The organism is Anabaena sp. PCC 7938, from assembly GCF_049315035.1.
Lineage (GTDB): Bacteria > Cyanobacteriota > Cyanobacteriia > Cyanobacteriales > Nostocaceae > Anabaena > Anabaena cylindrica.
This window is the reverse complement of sequence record NZ_CP186034.1, coordinates 2,990,997-3,006,199: the sequence shown is the minus strand read 5'-3', so window position 1 is coordinate 3,006,199 and position 15,203 is coordinate 2,990,997. Positions and strand designations below refer to the sequence as shown.

At 36.4% G+C, this 15,203-nt stretch carries 11 protein-coding genes and 1 pseudogene; 8 read left to right on the top strand and 4 right to left on the bottom strand.

Annotation, left to right across the window (positions count from 1 at the left end; genetic code table 11):
- Positions 1–15: 15 nt before the first annotated feature.
- The 3 genes from lpxB to rnc all read left to right on the top strand — a co-directional run bounded on the left by lpxB (position 16) and on the right by rnc (position 3,868).
- Positions 16–1,176 (top strand): lipid-A-disaccharide synthase, encoded by a 1,161-nt coding sequence (gene lpxB / locus ACOWPH_RS13850; protein WP_015215953.1) that lies wholly within the window; start codon positions 16–18, stop codon positions 1,174–1,176.
- Complete coding sequence (locus ACOWPH_RS13845; RefSeq protein ID WP_015215952.1) at positions 1,131–2,480, top strand: DNA cytosine methyltransferase; 1,350 nt, start codon at positions 1,131–1,133, stop codon at positions 2,478–2,480. The genes lpxB and ACOWPH_RS13845 overlap by 46 nt, the downstream gene beginning before the upstream one ends.
- A gap of 200 nt (positions 2,481–2,680) precedes the next feature.
- Entirely contained in the window at positions 2,681–3,868 is a 1,188-nt protein-coding gene (rnc, locus tag ACOWPH_RS13840; RefSeq protein ID WP_015215951.1) for a ribonuclease III, read from the top strand.
- A gap of 9 nt (positions 3,869–3,877) precedes the next feature.
- Here rnc and ACOWPH_RS13835 read toward each other — a convergent pair.
- A pseudogene (locus ACOWPH_RS13835) lies at positions 3,878–4,003 on the bottom strand (UPF0175 family protein); the annotation flags it as partial.
- A 483-nt stretch (positions 4,004–4,486) separates the two neighbouring features.
- On the bottom strand, positions 4,487–5,329 hold the full coding sequence (locus ACOWPH_RS13830; protein WP_015215950.1) for a prohibitin family protein: 843 nt from the start codon (positions 5,327–5,329) through the stop codon (positions 4,487–4,489).
- 244 nt (positions 5,330–5,573) lie between these two features.
- On the opposite strand from ACOWPH_RS13830, the gene nfi reads away from it, so the two are divergent.
- The 3 genes from nfi (at position 5,574) to ACOWPH_RS13815 (ending at position 8,922) form a co-directional block, all read left to right on the top strand.
- Positions 5,574–6,239 (top strand): deoxyribonuclease V, encoded by a 666-nt coding sequence (gene nfi, locus ACOWPH_RS13825; RefSeq protein ID WP_015215949.1) that lies wholly within the window; start codon positions 5,574–5,576, stop codon positions 6,237–6,239.
- Positions 6,240–6,365: 126 nt separating this feature from the next.
- Positions 6,366–6,920, top strand: a complete 555-nt coding sequence (locus tag ACOWPH_RS13820) for an FHA domain-containing protein (RefSeq protein WP_015215948.1) — start codon at positions 6,366–6,368, stop codon at positions 6,918–6,920.
- Between the two features lie 34 nt (positions 6,921–6,954).
- On the top strand, positions 6,955–8,922 hold the full coding sequence (locus ACOWPH_RS13815; RefSeq protein ID WP_015215947.1) for an FHA domain-containing protein: 1,968 nt from the start codon (positions 6,955–6,957) through the stop codon (positions 8,920–8,922).
- Between the two features lie 83 nt (positions 8,923–9,005).
- On the opposite strand, the gene ACOWPH_RS13810 is transcribed toward ACOWPH_RS13815, so the two are convergent.
- Positions 9,006–10,229 (bottom strand): glycoside hydrolase family 10 protein, encoded by a 1,224-nt coding sequence (locus tag ACOWPH_RS13810; RefSeq protein ID WP_171815806.1) that lies wholly within the window; start codon positions 10,227–10,229, stop codon positions 9,006–9,008.
- 743 nt (positions 10,230–10,972) lie between these two features.
- On the opposite strand from ACOWPH_RS13810, the gene ACOWPH_RS13805 reads away from it, so the two are divergent.
- Both ACOWPH_RS13805 and ACOWPH_RS13800 read left to right on the top strand, forming a co-directional pair.
- Positions 10,973–11,686 (top strand): GDSL-type esterase/lipase family protein, encoded by a 714-nt coding sequence (locus ACOWPH_RS13805; RefSeq protein WP_015215945.1) that lies wholly within the window; start codon positions 10,973–10,975, stop codon positions 11,684–11,686.
- 226 nt (positions 11,687–11,912) lie between these two features.
- Positions 11,913–12,347 carry a hypothetical protein gene (locus ACOWPH_RS13800; protein ID WP_015215944.1) on the top strand — a complete coding sequence of 145 codons (435 nt, stop codon included), beginning with the start codon at positions 11,913–11,915 and terminating at the stop codon, positions 12,345–12,347.
- Between the two features lie 54 nt (positions 12,348–12,401).
- Here ACOWPH_RS13800 and ACOWPH_RS13795 read toward each other — a convergent pair whose 3' ends face one another.
- Entirely contained in the window at positions 12,402–15,089 is a 2,688-nt protein-coding gene (locus ACOWPH_RS13795; protein ID WP_015215943.1) for a DNA methyltransferase, read from the bottom strand.
- Between the last annotated feature and the right edge of the window lie 114 nt (positions 15,090–15,203).

Below are 15,203 nucleotides of genomic sequence, written 5' to 3'. Positions count from 1 at the left end.
AAATCTAAAATTGAAATGCGGATATTTATTAGTACGGGTGAGGTCTCTGGCGATTTGCAGGGGTCACTTTTAATTGCAGCACTTCAGCGTCAAGTTGCAGACGCGGGTTTGAAGTTGGAAGTTGTGGCTTTGGGTGGGGAGAAGATGGCTGCCGCAGGAGCGACGATTTTGGGCAATACTAGCGGTATTGGTTCGATGGGTATTATTGAGGCTCTACCTTACTTTATACCTACTGTTCAGGTACAACGCCAAGCGATCGCTTATCTTAAGCAAAATCGTCCTGATTTGGTGGTGCTGATTGACTACATGACTCCCAATATTGGGATTGGTAGTTATATGGAGCAGCATTTTCCCGATGTGCCTATAGTATATTATATTGCACCGCAAGAGTGGGTGTGGTCAACGAGTTTTGAGAGAACAAAACGAATTGTTAGCTTTACAGATAAGCTATTGGCAATTTTTCCCGAAGAAGCTCGTTATTATCAGCAGAAAGGGGCTAACGTTAATTGGGTAGGTCATCCGTTAATTGATAGGCTGGAAAATACTCCTAGTCGGGAAGTAGCGCGGACAAGTTTGGGAATTAAACCGGAACAAATTGTTGTTGCTCTTTTGCCAGCTTCTCGTCAACAAGAATTAAAATATTTGTTACCAATAATTTTCCAAGCTGCTCAAAATATTCAATCTAAATTACCAGAAATCCATTTTTGGATTCCTCTATCTTTGGAAGCATTTAGACAGCCTATTGAGAAAGCCATTCAAGATTACGGGTTACAAGCTACAGTTGTATCAGGTCAACAACAGGAAGTTTTTGCAGCGGCTGATTTTGCGATTACTAAATCTGGAACTGTCAATTTAGAATTAGCTTTGTTGAATGTGCCGCAAGTAGTTGTTTATCGTCTGAATGCCATTACGGCTTGGATTGCGCGTAATGTTCTTAAAGGTTCTATTCCTTTTGCTTCTCCAGTCAATTTAGTTGTAATGCGGGAAATTGTACCAGAATTGTTACAAGAGCAAGCCACAGCCGAAAATATTACTCAAGCAGCGATGGAATTATTATTAAACCCTGAGCGTAGACAGCAAACTTTGGCAGATTATCAGGAAATGCGGCGATGTTTGGGAGAAGTGGGAGTATGCGATCGCGCTGCAAAAGAAATTTTACAAATGCTACCCAATTAGAACTTTTTGATGGGGAATTAGTCAAAAAAAACAAATATAAAAGACCAATAGCTGTTGAATTATTTGCTGGTGCTGGGGGAATGACTCTTGGTTTTGAGCAAGCAGGTTTTGATGTCCTCGCAGCAGTGGAAATTGACCCTGTTCATTGTGCAACCCACGAATTTAATTTCCCTTTTTGGCAGATTTTTTGTAAAAGTGTTGTTGAAATTTCAGGAGAAGAAATTAGAAAATTATCTAAAATAAAAAATCAAGAAATTGATGTTTTATTCGGTGGTCCACCCTGTCAAGGATTTTCTTTAATAGGTAAACGGCTGTTAGATGATCCTCGTAATTCTTTAGTTTTTCACTATATTCGTTTAGTTCTAGAATTACAGCCTAAGTTTGTAGTTCTAGAAAATGTCAAAGGAATGACGGTAGGTAAACACCGTGAGTTTATTTTAGAAGTTATTTCTGCTTTTGCAGCAATTAATTATAAAGTTTATCAAGATTATCAAGTTTTAAATGCAGCTAATTATGGAGTTCCACAAAACCGAGAAAGATTATTTTTGTTGGCTTGTCGTCAAGATTTAGATTTACCAAATTATCCCCAGCCAATTACCACATATATAAAAAAAAAGAAAGCTATTAATAATCAGCTTCTATTAACTCCTAGCGTTAAAAAAGCACTGCAAGATTTACCAATAATTGAAAATTATCCAGAATTATATGAACAAGATTGGATATTAGCAGATTTTGGTAAAAGCAGCAGATATGTTCAACGACTAAATGGGTTTAATTCTAAATTTAATAACTACAGTTATAAACGTATTTATGATCCAAAAATTCTTACTTCTAGTTTAAGAACCAAACATACAGAAGTATCAATTCAAAGATTTGCAGAGACTTTACCAGGCAAAATTGAACCAATTAGCCGCTTTTATAAACTTGATTATAAGGGGATTTGCAATACATTAAGAGCCGGAACTGCTAGTAATAAAGGTGCATTTACTTCTCCTCGTCCAATTCACCCATTTATTCCCAGATGTATTACTGTAAGGGAAGCAGCACGTTTACATTCTTATCCTGACTGGTTTAGATTTCATGTCACAAAATGGCATGGTTTTAGACAAATTGGTAATTCTGTTCCTCCTTTATTAGCAAAGGCTATAGCATCAGAAATTATTAAAGCTTTAAATGTATTACCATGTAGACCTAGAACAATTAAAAATCTTGGAAATGAGAGTTTATTACATTTTAATATGTCGGAAGCAGCTAAATATTATGATGTGAATGCAGATATTATTGAACCTAGAATCAAAAAATAAATGTAGAGACGTATTGCAATACGCCCATATAGGAGTCTAAATAAGCAAAGCCAAGCATAATTCAATCTGGGCATGAATTACAGAATTTAGATGCGTTTACCCTGGAGATTTAATGGATACTATTGCTACTTTCTTGGCAGTTGCTATAATTTTATACAAATGAAATAATGAAATTTTTTTAAGATGATCTGGATTTGAATATGTTAAATAACCATCAAGTGATTGATAAATGCCTGAAATTACTTTCTCAAGGTTTATATCCTTATGTTGAACAGAAAATGAGATTGGTGTATGGTAATCAATGGCTTACTCAAGCTGGACAATGTTTGTCTCCAGATACAAATTTAAAACGAACTACAGAAGAGAGTTTACAGCAAGACATATCATCATTACTTTCTGTAATGACAAAAAGATGGGATAAAGCATTTAAAGATAAAGAGCGTTTATCTAATACTGAAAGGGCATTTGCAAGTGAAATTATTCAGATTCGTAATAAATGGGCGCATAATACACCATTTTCTACCGAAGATGCTTATCGCGCTATAGATAGTATTTATCGTTTATTGCAAGCTATTGAAGCTGAAGAAGCGCAAGAGGTTGAAAAATATAAACAAAAAATTTTTCAAGCTTTAGTACAAGAGCAAAATCGTAGTCAAAAACGTACACAACAACTATCTACTCAAGAAATAAGAATTAAGGAACGTTTAGCAGTAATTCTTAACGATATTCCTTTTGAAGATGTTACCTTGTTAGAAAGATCATTAACTCATCGTTCTTATGCCTATGAAAATAGAATTAATAAAGATAATGAACAATTAGAATTTTTAGGGGATTGTATTTTAGGTTTCTTAGCAGGTGCTTATATTTATGAACAGTACGGGGATATTTCTGAAGGTGAATTAAGTAAATTAAAAGAACGACTAGTTGATAATCCCCAATTAGCAAAATTAGCTAATCAATTAAATTTGGGACAATGGCTATTATTAGGAAAAGGGGAAAAATCACAAGATGGTAGCAAAAAAGAATCTCTACTGAGTAACACTTTTGAGGCTATTATTGGTGCGTACTATCTGGATTCTGGTATCCAAGCAGTCCAAGAAATAGTATATCCTTTATTTGCCTCAGTAGGTGAGGATAAAATTCCTGAAAATATCAGTTTAGAGAATTTAGAAAATGCTAAAGGATTATTACAACAATACGCTCAAAAAAATGGATTTGATATTCCTGAGTATACAACTATTCAAGAAACTGGAACAGATCACAATAAAGAGTTTACTGTTCAAGTTGAAATAGGTGGTCAAATTTGTGGTCAAGGAAAAGGTAAGAGAAAGAAAGATGCAGAAAAACAAGCAGCGGCAAATGCTTTGGAGAAACTCAGAGTACATTGATTATAATAATTATCGCCAATTATTAGCTTCCAAACTCTTTATATCCTTCCTGAATTCAGCAATATCATAGTGAATGGTAATTTTCCGACTAGCAAGTAATCTTTGAAACTCAAGTTGATTTATCCCTACAAAATTACTCGCCTCGCGATTATTTGTCTTCTTCCTTCGCGTTCTTCGCGTCTTTGCGGTTCATTTAATCCATATTCTTTTAGGAGTAACCAACAGTTTTTGGTATTACAAGCCAGAGACAAGACAAAAAATCTCTAAACTAGCAAAAAACCCCCAATTTAACGGAGGTCTTAATCAATACCTTAGCCAAAATAAGAGCCTTGATAATTTTTGGCAAAATCGGCAAAAATAAGCAGACATAAGCGTTTCGAGGAGAAGGTAGTTTAGAATCTAAAACCCTTATCCTATCGTCAATACATTAAAAAAATCCTTGTCGGAAACCTTCAAGGAATTTTTAGGACTGATTGTTTTTGCCAAGCCTAGCGAGAAACCGGAGTTCATGGTTAGGGCATTATCGTATCACCCTCGTAATTTGGCTAAGGTATTGTTAATTAAGAATATTATCATCTAGTAATCTACGTTAATTCTACCTCTCCGAATTTAGCAAAACTAATTTTTCTTTTGTCCACCTGCTAAATCATTAGGATTAATATTAATCAAAGGAACCGCACCATTACCACCCATAACCATTGGGAAACGTCCATCCCATTTTTCTATCGCTTGCTTTTGCAATAACTCCGGTGTTAAAGTTAGCCGTTGTAATCTTTGCGCTTCAGCTTGACCTTTCGCACGGTTAACATCTGCTTGCGCTTCTTGAGTTGCTTTCTGAGCAATAAAACTTGCTTGTTTTGCTTCTTGTTCAGCTATTTGTTTAGATTCAATCGCTCTACTAAACTCTGGAGAAAAGGAGAAATTTACTAGAGAAACATCATCTATAAGTATACCATATTGCTCTATCCTTTTTTTGAGATTACTATCAATTTCCTCTTTAAGTTCCGTTCTTTTAGTGATAATTTCTTCTGCTGTTTTTTTAGCTGTAGCTGCTTTTAAAACTTCTGATACTGCGGGTGTCATAATGCCATCAATAATTAAAGTTTCATCTCCAACTTGCTGAAAAACTTTGTTTACTTTGAGTGGATCAATATGCCAATTGACCGCAAGTTCAGTTGTGATTGTTTGCAAATCTTTAGAAGCAGCACCAGCTTTAAAACTATTTTGTTGAACTCTGACATTCAGCCTTTTAACTGATGTCACTACTGGCATAATCGGATGAATCCCTTCATCTAAAATTGTATCTTGAACTTTTCCAAATTTCATGACTACACCACGTTCACCAGCATTAACAATGGCAAAAGGACGAATAGTCATAGCGAAAATTAAAAGCAAAAAACCTCCACCTAAATAAAAAAATAGGCGATAATTATTTCCAAGATCTCTATTGATATTTCTCACGACTGTATTTATGTAATAGGGGACATTCGTTTATCAGGTCTAATAAATATTGATACCTTAAACGTAACAAAAGTTTACATTCTCTTTAAAATTCAGGATATATACTAAACACGGTTAAAATATGGACTTTTGAAGGATTATTAAACCCCTACCTATAGAATCAAATAATTAAACCAGTTTCAGTATAGATACAACATGGATAGTGAAGATTTCGGAATATCAACATTTTCCTCACAATTTAAATATGAAAATTCAACAAATTCATTCTTGGCCTTCCACGGTTGAAGAAGCTATAACCATTCAAGAAACCCTGCAAAATCAAGTAATTACTACAGATGTACTCAATGAACCTATTAAGTATGTTGCAGGTGTGGATATGGGTTTTGTCGAAGATGGTACAATAAGCCGTGCCGCAGTCGCAGTACTGAGTTTTCCCGATTTGCAAGTAGTCGAAACGAGTTTAGCATACCGTCCCACAACCTTTCCTTACATACCTGGTTTCCTCTCCTTTCGGGAAATACCTGCTCTGCTTGATGCTTTAGAAAAGATTCAAACTATACCTGATATAATATTGTGTGATGGTCAAGGAATTGCTCACCCCCGGAGGTTAGGCATAGCTTGCCATTTAGGGGTAATAGTGGATATACCGACAATTGGCGTAGCTAAATCTTTGCTTATTGGTAAACATGAAGAATTACCAGAAGCTAAAGGTAGCTGGCAACCATTAATACATAAAAAAGAAACTATTGGCGCAGTTTTACGTACACGCAGCGGGGTAAAACCTCTATATATATCTAGTGGACATCGCATCAGTTTACCAACAGCAATTGACTATGTATTACGCTGCACACCAAAATATCGGTTGCCAGAAACTACCCGCATTGCTGATAAATTAGCATCAGACAGATAAAGTGTGGATTTTGCAAATCATTATTTATTAAAGTTGATTTTCAAGACTTGCTTACTAGCACCCAATCATGTTAGGAATCCCAAAGAAACTATTTGAAGTAGCCAAATATAAAGTTACCTCAGAATAATGAACGCACTAACTTTACAGTGGCACGACGCACATCAAAATAAAACTCAGCACATTTACGAGCAACAACAAAGTAAAAATTCTGGTACTGTCCGTATTGGTCGTGACCCTTTACGGTGTGACATTGTTTTAACTCACCCGACTGTATCAGGATTACACGTTGAAATATTTTTTCATTCTCAACAGCAACGTTTTTATATTAGAAATTTGCGGGAATCAAACCCTGCTCAAATAGATGGTAAGTCATTAATCCAAGGTGAAGTTATTTTAAATAAAGGAAGCATTATTTATTTAGGACAGCAACAACTTCAAGTTACTGAAATTTCAATTAACAGTATTCCTGCTACAGTTTTAGTTCCACCCCAACAACCACCAGCACAACCAGTATATCACCACCATAAAAAGTCACTCCCTACACAACCAAAACCTGTTTATGGTTTGCAATGTTCTAGATGTCATAAAGTTTCCCCACCAGAAAATCTACAAGTAGGTTGTCCTTGGTGTGGCACATCTTTAGCAGCGGCTGCAAGTGTATTAGTAGCGCCGAAGAATTGAGTGCTAAGTCGATTTCTCTAATGACTAATGACCAATGACTAATTTACAAATTCAATTAAGTTGGGAAGATCCAGCAACGGGAGAACGACGAGAACCTAAGTTAAGTGTACCTATCGCTTTTGGTCGAGAATTTGCTCGTTTACCGACAGAAATTAGGGGTCAACGTGTTTCGCGGATGTTACTAGATAGTAATGAAGTATCTCGCTATCATGTTCTGATTGATTGGGAACAAGATTGGGAACAAAATCATTTTTTAGTAATTGACCAAAATAGCGTTAATGGTGTGTTGGTAAATGGTCAACGTCAAACACGCTGTCAGTTAGCGAATGGGGATACTTTGCAAATTGGCCCCTATATTATGACGGTGCAATTTGGTCTTAATACTACTATTCCTACTCCTAATAACCCTTCCACAATTCAATTTAATCCTCATACTAATCTCCCAGATCCTAGTCTATCGCCAGTGCCTCCTATCACTCCTTTAGGAAGTAATTTTCCACCACCAGCTTTTCAGGATGCAAAAGTTGATTTGCAGACGATTCATGCTACTGGTTTACCTGTTGATGAATGTGATTATCTAGCAATTGGGGCTGGTTTGGGTAGTTTTATTTGGGTTGATTTATTAAGAGTTAGTGGAATTAAAGCTGAAAAAATTATTGCTGTGGGACTAGAAGCAGAACCCTATGCTCGTTATAAACGGCTTTGTCTAAATTCGCAAATTCCGTTACATGAAAGGTTACGTTCTAATTCTGATTCTTGTCCTGATAATATTTGGGGTTGGCCTAGTTATGCTTTAAGGGAATCTTGGCATGATTTGACTAAAGGTCAGCTAAAATCTGCTTTTAAATATTTATGGCAAGTTTTTGGTGAACCAACTTTTGCAGAAACTTATACTCCCCGTGCTGGGAATGTTTTTGATTCTATAGATAGGGAAGCAAAGCGTATTAATTGGCATCAAATTTATCGTTATGGACGAGTTAGGTCAATTCGTAAAACTGAAGATGGTAGGTATTGTGTTGCTTATTCTCGCAGTCCGGGAAATTATGCTTTTTTAGTCTGTCGTTATTTACATTTGGCTACGGGATATCCTGCTATTCAGTTTCTCCCAGATTTGCAAGCTTATAGAGAAAAATATCAAGATTTTAAGTCTGTTGTGAATGCGTATGAAGCACACGATCATGTATATGAACAGCTAGAACGCCAAGGTGGGACTGTTTTGATTAGGGGACGGGGTATTGTGGCTTCGCGGATTTTGCAGCGGATTTATGAGGCTAGAAGGCAAAATCGCAATATTACAGTTTTACATTTAATGCGATCGCCTAAACCACAAGGCAACAAATTTCAAAAGTCCCAGCGTACCGTCAAAAATCACTACGAATTTCAACCCTTTAACTGGCCTAAAGCCTGTTGGGGTGGTGAACTGCGAGTCATGTTAGAAAAAGCCACCCCCGAAGAACGTCAGCGTCTATTAGCCGACTGGGGTGGAACTACTACCGCAGACCGTCAAGACTGGCAAAATATCACTGAACAAGGCATTAAAGAAGGTTGGTATCAAATTACCTTTGGTCAGGTAATGGACGTAGAACGAGACAACGAAAATCACACCATTACCCACATCCAAGAAAAAGGTTTTGGAGAAATGAAGTTAGTCGCTGATTTTATTATTGATGCTACTGGATTAGATGCCAAAGTTGATGCTAATCCGTTGTTAGAAGATTTGGTTCAACATTACAATTTACCTCTAAATCATTTAGGGCGGTTAGTAGTAGCAAATAATTTTGAATTAGTAGAAATGCGGAATACCAAAGGTCAAATGTATGCCGCAGGGGCGATAACTTTAGGTGGCCCCTATGCAGCAGTTGATAGTTTCCTTGGTTTGCAGTATGCGGCTTTAGTTGCTGTTGATGGATTATACACAGCCCGTGCGTCAGGAATTGGGCGCTTAAATACCTTTAGTTCCTTTGGGCAATGGATAAAATGGATATCAAATCAATTACCATAATTCGTAATTCGTAATTCGTAATTCGTAATTCGTAATTCGTAATTTTATTATTTTACTCCAATTACCCATTACCAATTACCTATTCACTCAATTGCTAATCGCAATGCAGGATAGGGGAAAAGACTTTGAAATCCTTTTAAACGCTGACTGAATGACTCTGAAGAATTATTCCAAAGACTTTCATAATAAAAGAAAACTACACCTAATCCACGTTGTTGTGCGGCTCGTACTTGAGATTTAATTTGATTCATGGATACGGGTTTAGTTCTTAACCCTGCCATAATTCCAACTCCAGTAGGAATTATTTGCTGTACTTCTTGGATTTCGGTACGGGAAATCTTGGCGTTAAATTGATCTAAATTGTCTCGATAAACTTGTACAATTAGCTCATCTACTATGTTAGATCGCACCCATTTGAGCCAGTCTTGTAGTTGAAACTTGTAAGCAAAATCGTAGTAATTAGGTGAAACTGAAAAAATTGCTTTTGGTTTTACTTGCTTAACTCTTTCGTTAAGTCTAACCATGAAATCTGTGATTTTATTCGCACGCCAGCTTACCCATTCTGGATCTTGAGGATCTGTTGGAGGATTCTTTTTGGTTTCTTGGCGGTACAAGGCAACTGTATATTTATCATAGCCAAATTCATGAGGTAAACTCATGTGATCATCAAACTGAATACCATCAATGTCATAGTTATTGGTAAGTTCTAACAACAGATTGGTGATAAAATTTTGTACTTCTGGATGAAAGGGATTTAACCATGAAACTTCACCAGCCGCACTAACGGAAGTTTGACTACCGTTCCGTTTTTGTGTAAACCATTCTGGTTTATTTAATGCTAGTTCCGAGGTGGGAGGAGCCATAAAACCAAACTCAAACCAAGGAATTACAAGTAAATTTTGACGATGGGCTTTATTAATTATATCAGCAAGAATATCATGTCCATCTGAACCACGAAAAACAAAAGGTTGAATATCTAAATTTTTAGCTACGTTGCTAGGATACATCACATAACCAGAATTCCAAACTACAGGATAGATGGTATTGAAGTTAAGCTTTCGCATTTTTGTGACAGCATCCTGAACTTTGTCACGCTCTTTGAAGACGTTAAGATCGTTGTTGGTAATCCACACTCCACGAATTTCTTGACGAGGTGTTTGGGCGTTCACAGCAATGAAGCTATTTCCCCATAAAACTGCAACGAAGGAAATTAAAAATAAACACGGAAACAGAGTTTTCAGTAATTTAGAATACCAATTCATCCTTTGTCTACGCTGCGAACCAAAGGAGAATAAATTCATTTTCATCCTGCTAAAAAATGTATTGATTGAGGATTTATGCAGCCACATCGGATTTTGACAGAACCTACGAGTCATATGATCTAAGGACATTAGGAATTTCGAGTTGGTAGTTGTTTATTCAATGCAATGCATTGTATTGGGCTAGAAAATTAATCCCATCTAATTAAATAAATGTAAATTTGTTGACGTAGCTAATTAAAAGTAGTGCCTGGTTTAGATATTTTTTTTGGATAAAGCTATGTCAAATTAATTTTTCAAGGTTTTTAGATCAAAAGAATTCTGATTTCTTATGTTAAGCATTAAAGAGATGCCAATTTTGTAAAATTCAAACTCATTTTGATAAATTTGCTAAATTCAAAGTTAAATTGCCGAAATTTTTGATATATCTTTGTATCTATACAAGTTTACAGCAGATTGCAGATAAATGAGGTACAGAATCTAAATTCAAAGCGATAAACCAAGCCAGTTTTACTCCTGAATTTTGCTGTAATACTCTATATACAGTATATTTACTATTGACTTTACAGAAGTAATATGATTTACAAATAATTTATAGGTATTAAGTTGTACTATTGGCATAATAGTTGGAAAATTCTTTTGTATCTCCTCAAATTCAAAGTCCAGTGAGACAGTCTAACAGATTTAATCTACCGTGTTTCAGATGAAAAGATAAAAAAGATACCATAAAATAGTGCAAAGATGTATAGAATCTTGTAAAGACATAAATCACACTTACACTGCTGTTTAAGATGCAAACCTTGAAGCCTTCCTCCTCAATGCTGTCTGTAGCGCCAAAATTATGCCAGCCTCTAAAGATTGTTGCCTTGGGGGATAGCTTAGTATATGGATACGGCGACCCGGATAAAGGTGGTTGGGTGGAACAACTAAGACGGTGGTGGATGTTACCGGATAGTGTCGGTCATGTGCTATATAATTTAGGGGTTAGGGGCGATCGCACTCAACAAGTTTCCCAAAGGCTAGAAATAGAATTTCGCAATCGCGGAGAAATCCGCAACCGTTTCCCTGACATGATAATGTTATCTGTCGGAGTTAACGACACACCCCGCTTAGGTCGTCCCAACGGCAAAAATTACACAGATTTCTCTCAATTTGAAACCGAAATATCGGCATTACTAGACCAAGCACAACAACTGTGTCCCGTTGTCTTTGTAGGAATGGTTCCCGTAGATGAGACTAAAATGCCATTTCTCGATTGTCTATACTACAATCACACCGACCAATACCGCTACAAAGAAGCCACTCGCATAGCTTGTGAACAACGGCAAATACCCTATTTAGATATTTTTGACCAATGGATGGAACGTAGTGCAGATTGGAGAGAAAAACGCATTACACCAGATGGACTTCACCCCAATACTCTCGGTTATCAAGACCTATTAGAAGCTGTCCTCAACTGGTCAGAATTAGCAAAATACCATTGCCAAGTAGATTACCAACTTTAATTAGAAAATTCATAGTTTTTAATTTGCAATTCATAATTAGATACTTCTGAAAATATCCAAAAAATTCTTGTGGTGCGGGCATCTTGCCCGCTACTACTCCAGGACATAGAGCATTTCCTAATTAATATCATAGCCCCCTCCTCGCTTGCGGGGAGGGGTTGGGGGAGGGGTTATTAGAAATGCTATCAATATTGATTTTAATCCTTTAATTACACAGTATTTATTTATGACTCCAACTTTATTTGGTCGTTGGCAAACTCGATTATTATTATTACTAACTGTCGGAATATTAGTATCTATACCTTTTGCCATTGGTTTAATTGGCAACCGTCCTCACACAGTTTATTTTTGGATAATTGCCTATGTTGTCATCTTTGGTTTAGGTTGGGATGTTGTTTATAACTATTTGCAAAAATCGCGTTGGGATAGGGACTGGCCAGCAGCTTATCAACTTTTTGCTGGTATTTGGGAAATGGTATTTATATTTTGTGGAGTCAAGATTTTTGGATTTTTACCCATACCTATGCCTAAAGAAGAATTACCAGTAGGAGTATTTTTTCTACATTACAGTATTGTTTGGTTGGCTGTTTTTATTATTTCACAAAGTTTAATGAGGATTATTTTTCCCCGCTGGCGTTTTCGGGGTGGAGAGTGGTTTTAAAATTCGGAAATTCTTTTTCTCACGCAGAGACGCAGAGACACAGAGAGAAATATTCTAATTTGGCGACCAGGGTCCGATGATTTTTATTCCTTGTTTTTCTTTTTCTGCAAGTTCTGTGTTTAAGTTGAGTAGTTTTTCTAGCAAATCATCATTAGAGTGAAAATCATAAGCTTGCATTACTAGTTTATCTAGTTGTTGATGCAGTTGATAAAGTTGGCTAGTTGGTTCGTGAAAGAATTTATTATAAAGTGTCGTAATTCCCCACTGTTGTAATTCCATTTGTGCTGTGCGATATTGATGAAGTTCTTTAGATTTGGCGCGAATTTTTTGTACTAATTTAGCGTCTGGGGTTTGGGGAAATGGGAATGTTTCAAAACAGGTGTTGTGAGTGTAACGTGTGGTCTCTCCAAGAGTAGAGCTTTGCGCTTTTACCCAAACACGATGTACACTAGATGTGAGAATTCCTAATATATAAAAGTCATCTGATGCTACAACTTTGGTAGAGTTATTAGGTAGCCAATTGGAAAATGAAGGAACAAAAATAAACCATTTTGAGTGAGCAGGAACAGTAAAATAAGTTTTTAGAGAAATCAGTGCTTGTCTCATTGCGGTATGAGTACGTTTAAACCTCCACCATTTTTCTCTTAAAACAGGTTCACGGTTATTTTCTCGTTCTGGTTTTACAGTAACTCTAACGTGTTCAAAAGGTAGAATATAATCACTAGCTTCCTCTAAACTCATATTTTCAAAATCAATAACCCACCTACTTGGTTTTCCATGTGGAACTTTGGTTAAGTCTCCTGCATCTAAAAATAACTTAATTACTACTGCGTTTTTAAAATTAGATTTTATCCACTCTTGAGCTTGATTTTCTGTGATTATAAAACCTTTCGCATTCGGCTTAACTCCTTCAAAACATAGATCAAGATTTGAATTTAATTTAATAGCTATCGAAACATCAACTGTTGAGCTTAGAGAGGAACTAATTTTTGTAACTACCTGATTATCTAAATACAATTTAAATGCTTTTTCATAACACCAATTCACAATACTAACATAAACTTGTGCTTCTCCAGACCAATTTTGAGTTGGAATTGCTTCATGAATATAACCGCTGTTCCTGGTGATATAGTCTAAAGAAGCATATCTACTATTTCCCTGACTGATAGAATTAGTACCAACTAAACCTGCTCTACCTTTTCCATTAAGAGATTCATGAGCTAGACGAAACCAATAAACACAAAAATCTACTTGTGATTTTACTTCTGAAAATTTTCTAAAAATACACTCAGCATATTCATCTCCTAAATCTAAACGAATTCGATTACCACCCAAAAAAGGTGGATTTCCAATCATAGCATCAGCTTTTACCCATTCACTAAATAACGCATCTTGACAGACAATATTATTATCTAAAGTATCCAACGGTAATGCCGGTTCAGTTAAATTCAAATTATCAATTGCAATCTTCCGCGCAATCATCAAAGTCACCCGTGCTAATTCCACAGCAAAAGGATTTGTATCCATTCCATAAAATTGTAATGGAGTCACCAAACCCATTTGCATTTGCTTATCTTCAGATTTTCGTTTTTGTTGCATTTTCTCTAACAGCAAACTTTCAATTCTCTTCAACTCCTGATAAGCCATATAGAGAAAATTACCCGAACCACAAGCAGGATCTAAAACACGATAACTTTGCAACTCTAATTGCAGTCCTGAAAGTTCCTTAATTGTACTTGCTTCCTCAATTCTTTCTTCCCAAAAACGGCTAATAGTTGGACGGACAATTTTCATAATGTCCGCTTCAGAAGTATAATGAATACCTCTAGCATGACGCTCTTTTTTATCCACCGTCTCTTCAAACAAATTCCCGAAAATAGCCGGACGTACCTTACTCCAATCCTCCCGCGCAGAGACATCCAAAAAATTTAATTCTTCTCTTGTTAACTCAATTGCATGAATTTGCGAAAATAACCCACCATTGAAATAATCTACTCCTTGATAACGTCCCGCAGGAGTTTTACCCAATTGATTCATTTCCCGAAACAAACCACCCAAAACATCATAAGAACTCGCCCCATTTTTGCAATCTTGCACACAAGAAACAAACATATCATGAGGTAAAAGTTGTCTATCTTCTGCAAACATTGCTAACACACATTGCAAAATAAAACGCTGTGCTGTTAACTTTTCAATTCCTCGTTTTTCCAACTCTAATAATAATTCTCCCATCCGCCGTGCAGCGCGTTCTGTCACCTCAACCTGATTATTTTGGAATACAGGAGTTTTTTGCCCTAATTCCATAAATACCAAAGCCCCTGCCCGTTCTGGCAATTGCTCCAGCGCAATTTTATCTACAGGTGTGTCTAACTGAATATCAAAATCAAATATCCAAAACTCATCAAAGTTGCACAAAATTACATATTTAGGACGATTGGGAACCAACCGCGTCCAATAATCAAAAGCCTGAGAATAATGCTTACTTAAATCTTCTCCCCGCTTTTTCATCTCAATCAAAACGCGAGGTTTCCAAACCAAATCAGCAAAACCAGTTTTCCCCTGTTTGCTACTTTTTTTTATAGCTTCCTCGTAAGTTGCACCAGCTTCCAAAGCCCCCTCATGTCCAAACGCCCGAAAAAATCGGTCTAAAAAAGTTTGCGCTTCCTTCCGTTCCTGTCCCGTAATGTGCTGCTGACAAAAACTCACAAACTTTGCCAAACTTTCCGGTGTAGCTGCTACCATTTTCGCAAGGGAATTATCTTAAGTACCTTCAATAATCCCCATGTTACAAATTAATCAACCAAAATAGTACAATCATTTCCATAAATACCCAAACTCATCTTCTCTCTTCTTCCT

Excerpts from the sequence above, each read along its gene's own strand:
- lpxB (WP_015215953.1), top strand. The coding sequence starts at position 16 with ATGCGGATATTTATTAGTACGGGTGAGGTCTCTGGCGATTTGCAGGGG.
- ACOWPH_RS13845 (WP_015215952.1), top strand. The coding sequence starts at position 1,131 with ATGCGATCGCGCTGCAAAAGAAATTTTACAAATGCTACCCAATTAGAA.
- rnc (WP_015215951.1), top strand. The coding sequence starts at position 2,681 with ATGTTAAATAACCATCAAGTGATTGATAAATGCCTGAAATTACTTTCT.
- nfi (WP_015215949.1), top strand. The coding sequence starts at position 5,574 with ATGAAAATTCAACAAATTCATTCTTGGCCTTCCACGGTTGAAGAAGCT.
- ACOWPH_RS13820 (WP_015215948.1), top strand. The coding sequence starts at position 6,366 with ATGAACGCACTAACTTTACAGTGGCACGACGCACATCAAAATAAAACT.
- ACOWPH_RS13815 (WP_015215947.1), top strand. The coding sequence starts at position 6,955 with ATGACTAATTTACAAATTCAATTAAGTTGGGAAGATCCAGCAACGGGA.
- ACOWPH_RS13810 (WP_171815806.1), bottom strand. The coding sequence starts at position 10,229 with ATGAAAATGAATTTATTCTCCTTTGGTTCGCAGCGTAGACAAAGGATG.
- ACOWPH_RS13805 (WP_015215945.1), top strand. The coding sequence starts at position 10,973 with ATGCAAACCTTGAAGCCTTCCTCCTCAATGCTGTCTGTAGCGCCAAAA.
- ACOWPH_RS13800 (WP_015215944.1), top strand. The coding sequence starts at position 11,913 with ATGACTCCAACTTTATTTGGTCGTTGGCAAACTCGATTATTATTATTA.
- ACOWPH_RS13795 (WP_015215943.1), bottom strand. The coding sequence starts at position 15,089 with ATGGTAGCAGCTACACCGGAAAGTTTGGCAAAGTTTGTGAGTTTTTGT.